The following is a 4051-nucleotide window of genomic DNA, read 5'->3' as shown; positions in this document are numbered from 1 at the left end:
CTTTCCGACCCGTCCGTTTTGATTGTCCGAATGCCGGACGGCCACTTTGAACAAGTCGAAAAAATCTCATGTTCAACCTTATTTCCTAGAAAGTTTTACTCGTTCAAGGCCGAATTTGACTTCTTTTCTGAACGAAACCCCCTACTATCTGTGGTTAAGGTTCAGTTTTTAGCTTGGTTATCGCTTTTTCCATTGTAGCTTAAAGCCGTCCTCTGGCTCATCTGGCGAGAGGAGAATCGCAACAACTCAAAGGGGATTGTCGAGTTTGGGGTAATCAGGTTTCCGTTGAAGTCTTGCGCTTGGATGACGGAGACCTCTTGGTCGTAATCGCTCCCCCCCATAGGGTCGGACTCGTTCGCGATTACGCTCTACGCTGGGGGATTGAAACCCTTTTCGGGATTCTCAAGACTCGTGGGTTTTGTTTGGAATCAACCCACTTTACTGACCCCGATCGCCTGCGTAAACTTTTTGCCCTGTTAACTTTAGCCTTAGTCTGGTCTCTCAAGACTGGCCTATGGCTTCATCAGCTTCATCCAATTCCCCTCAAGAAACATGGTCGTCGTGCTAAGAGTCTTTTTCGCTTAGGTTTTGACCATCTTCGTCATCTGATCCTTAACCCTTCTTTGTCCAATTATCGGAATTTTAATTGATTAGTTCGCTCTAGATCAAAAACAATTGACAAAAATCGCTAAATGCCTTTCTATATAAGTGTTCCATCCCTTATAACCCCCGTCCATTGCATAACACAAACCGAAGAGCCGGAATTTTCTTCATTCTCTACAATTTTTGTCCTGTACTTGGGATAACTGAATATATGCAGTATCGTCGTTTCGGTCGCACTAATCTACAAATGCCGGTTTTTTCCTGTGGGGGAATGCGCTATCAATTTCAGTGGCAGGATGTGCCGATGTCGCAAATTCCCGACGAGAATCAAGGCAATTTAGAGGCAATCATCAATAAATCTCTGGAAGTGGGGATTAATCACATCGAAACCGCTAGGGGTTACGGCACTTCGGAGATGCAATTAGGCAAAATTTTGCCGCAACTACCGAGGGACAAGATTATCGTGCAGACGAAAGTTTCTCCTAGTCAAGATGTGCGGGAATTTCGCCGTAAATTTGAGCAATCCAGGCAATTTTTACGGTTAGATTATGTGGATTTGTTGGGTATCCATGGCATCAACACCGCTGAAATTCTCGATTACACTATGGCCGAGGGCGGTTGTTGGCAAGAGGCGAAAAAATTACAGCAACAGGGAAAAGTTCGTTTTATCGGTTTCTCGACCCATGCACCAACTGATGTAATTGTCAAGACTATTGCAACAAATTGTTACGATTACCTCAATCTGCACTGGTACTATATTTTTCAGAATAACTGGCCAGCCATAGAAGCGGCAAAACAGCACGATATGGGGGTTTTTATCATTAGTCCCTCCGATAAGGGCGGCCATCTCTACAATCCTCCCCCTAAACTCGTGGCTCTCTGTTTTCCTCTCAGTCCGATGGTTTTTAATAACCTATTCTGTCTCAGTCGTCCGACCGTCCATACCCTGAGTATCGGTGCTGCGCGAGGCAGAGATTTTGATGAACACCTGAAAACTTTACCCTTACTCGATCGAGCCGAGGAGATTTTACCGCCAATTATCGAGAGATTGCAAGGGGAAATGATCAACTGTTTAGGCGATAATTGGGTTAAAACTTGGTCTGTGGGTTTACCTAGCTGGGAAAATACCCCCAATCATATCAATATTCGTTCTATCCTCTGGTTACGCAATCTCGCTATCGCCTACGATATGATTGACTTTGCCAAGGCCAGATACAATCTCTTGGGGAATGGGGGTCACTGGTTCCCCGGTCAACAGGCAAAAGAGGTGGAAAAACTGGATTTAACTGCCTGTTTAGCCGCTAGTCCCCACGCTGATAAAATTCCCTATCTTCTCGCCGAAACTCATCAATTATTGTCGGGAGAAACGGTACAACGCTTAAGCAGTAGTTAAAATTCGATGCCGGGTTGCGCTTTCACTCCCTGTTGACGAAAGGGATGTTTAATTAACTTCATTTCCGTGACTAAATCCGCTATATCGATTAATTCGGGTAAAGCTCCTCTACCAGTGAGAATAACGTGAGAATTAGCGGGTTTTCGGGCTAAACCAGCGATAACTTCCTGAATATCCAGATAACCGAATTTAAGGGCGATATTGATCTCATCGAGTAAAATTAATTGATATTGGGGATTTTCGAGAAAAGTTAGGGCTTTTTGCCATGCTTCTTCGGCTTTCTCTATATCTCTTTCTCTATCTTGGGTTTCCCAGGTGAAACCTTCCCCCATAGCATAAAACTCGATTTGTTCCCCCCAAACACTAAAAATCTTTTGTTCGGCAGGTTCCCAAGCACCTTTGATGAATTGTACCACCGCCACTTTGTAACCATGACCGAGGGAACGTAAAACCATACCGAGGGCTGCCGTGGTTTTTCCCTTACCATCGCCGGTATTAACGATAATTAAACCTTTTTCAGCAATTTTTTCGGCTAAACGTTCCTCTTGGATGACCTTGCGGCGCTGCATTTTTTCTTTGTATTGTTCGGGAGTGAGTTGCATTCGGGTCTGTCCAGTCAAATCAAGATAATTGTAACTCAAGGGGTTATCGATCGCTGTTTGCAGATTTTAACCGGCTAAATTGTCTGGGGGTTGATGCCTAATTCTCGTAATTTTGCCGCTAATCTTTCCTTAGCTTGTCGTTCTTGTTCTTTTTCTAAAAGAGCCTGTTCTTTTGCCTGTTGTTCCTGTTCTTTTTCTAAAAGAGCCTGTTCTTTTTCTAAAAGAGCCTGTTCTTTTCCCTGTCGTTCTTGTTCCTTTTCTAAAAGAATCTGTTCTTTTTCTAAAAGAGCCTGTTCTTTTCTGTTCCTTTGCTTGTCTTTGCTGTAATTCAGCTTCTTGGGGAGTGGGAACCAATTGACCATCGGCGGTAAAATAACGCAGTTTACGGTCAAATATGCCTAAATATAATCCTAACTGTTCACTCCATAGATAACCCCGGTCATTGGCAGAAATAGCTTGATATTGTCCCTCAAGTATCGTAAATCCTTGCAATTCTAAGGTATTAGGATCGAACCAAAAATAATTAGGAGTGCGAAAAGTATTTTGGTAGAGCATTTTCTTTTTAGTGCGGTCAATATTGGCCGTAGAATCGGAAAGAATCTCGACGATTACATTGGGATATTTTCCCTGTTCTCCCCAAACCACCCAACTTTTGCGGGGACGTTTTTCTGTATCTAAAACCACAAAAAAATCTGGACCACAGAAATCGCGCTTTTTCAGTTGTTCTTCGTTATAGTAGATAGTCAGATTACCGGAAGCGTAGTAATCGTTTTTCTCTTGCCATAACAATTCTAGACAACTGAGAAGAATTATGATCTGTTGCAGGTGTAAATCACTTTCCAAGGGTGGTTCATCACTCCATAAATCGGTGGGGGGACAGGTAACTTCTGGTAAAATGTCAAGAGTTGTCATAGTTTTTCCCCTGGCTGGGACATTTATCTAATTATAACAGCTATGAGAAATTATCAATTATGAATGTAGTAGGGTGCGCCCTTCCACGCGACGCTGCATTTTTTCTTTGTATTGTTCGGGAGTGAGTTGCATTCGGGTCTGTCCAGTCAAATCAAGATAATTGTAACTCAAGGGGTTATTGATGGCCGTTTGCAGATTTTAACCGGCTAAATTGTCTGGGGGTTGATGCCTAATTCTCGTAATTTTGCCGCTAATCTTTCCTTAGCTTGTCGTTCTTGTTCTTTTTCTACAAGAGCCTGTTCTTTTTCTACAAGAGCCTGTTCTTTTGCCTGTCGTTCCTGTTCCTTTTCTACAAGAATCTGTTCCTTTTCTAAAAGAATCTGTTCCTTTTCTAAAAGAATCTGTTCCTTTTCTACAAGAATCTGTTCCTTTGCTTGTCTTTGCTGTAATTCAGCTTCTTGGGGAGTGGGAACCAATTGACCATCGGCGGTAAAATAACGCAGTTTACGGTCAAATATGCCTAAATATAATCCTAACTGTT

General features: G+C 42.8%; 3 protein-coding genes and 3 pseudogenes. 3 read left to right on the top strand and 3 right to left on the bottom strand.

Features of this window, described 5'->3' with window-relative positions; genetic code table 11:
* From EWV68_RS06180 to EWV68_RS06170, 3 genes and pseudogenes are all read left to right on the top strand, one after another.
* A partial coding sequence (locus tag EWV68_RS06180; RefSeq protein ID WP_287169205.1) for a hypothetical protein occupies nucleotides 1-198 on the top strand: 198 nt, incomplete at its 5' end.
* Nucleotides 199-215: 17 nt separating this feature from the next.
* Nucleotides 216-650 (top strand): annotated as a pseudogene (locus tag EWV68_RS06175) (transposase); the annotation flags it as partial.
* Between the two features lie 164 nt (nucleotides 651-814).
* Entirely contained in the window at nucleotides 815-1996 is a 1182-nt protein-coding gene (locus tag EWV68_RS06170) for an aldo/keto reductase (RefSeq protein ID WP_061433290.1), read from the top strand.
* Here the strand turns inward: EWV68_RS06170 and cobO are convergent.
* From cobO to EWV68_RS06155, 3 genes and pseudogenes are all read right to left on the bottom strand, one after another.
* Nucleotides 1993-2598: a cob(I)yrinic acid a,c-diamide adenosyltransferase gene (gene cobO, locus EWV68_RS06165; RefSeq protein WP_081106848.1), complete on the bottom strand. Its 606-nt coding sequence runs from the start codon at nucleotides 2596-2598 to the stop codon at nucleotides 1993-1995. The two genes, EWV68_RS06170 and cobO, sit on opposite strands and share 4 nt — an antisense overlap.
* Nucleotides 2599-2672: 74 nt before the next feature.
* Nucleotides 2673-3510, bottom strand: a pseudogene (locus tag EWV68_RS06160) (Uma2 family endonuclease).
* A 206-nt stretch (nucleotides 3511-3716) separates the two neighbouring features.
* Nucleotides 3717-4051: pseudogene (locus EWV68_RS06155) on the bottom strand (Uma2 family endonuclease); the annotation flags it as partial.

The sequence above is a fragment of the Microcystis sp. M_QC_C_20170808_M9Col genome (assembly GCF_007095495.1).
Lineage (GTDB): Bacteria > Cyanobacteriota > Cyanobacteriia > Cyanobacteriales > Microcystaceae > Microcystis > Microcystis aeruginosa.
Note: the sequence above shows the minus strand (reverse complement) of the source record. Positions and strands in the feature narration are given on the sequence as shown.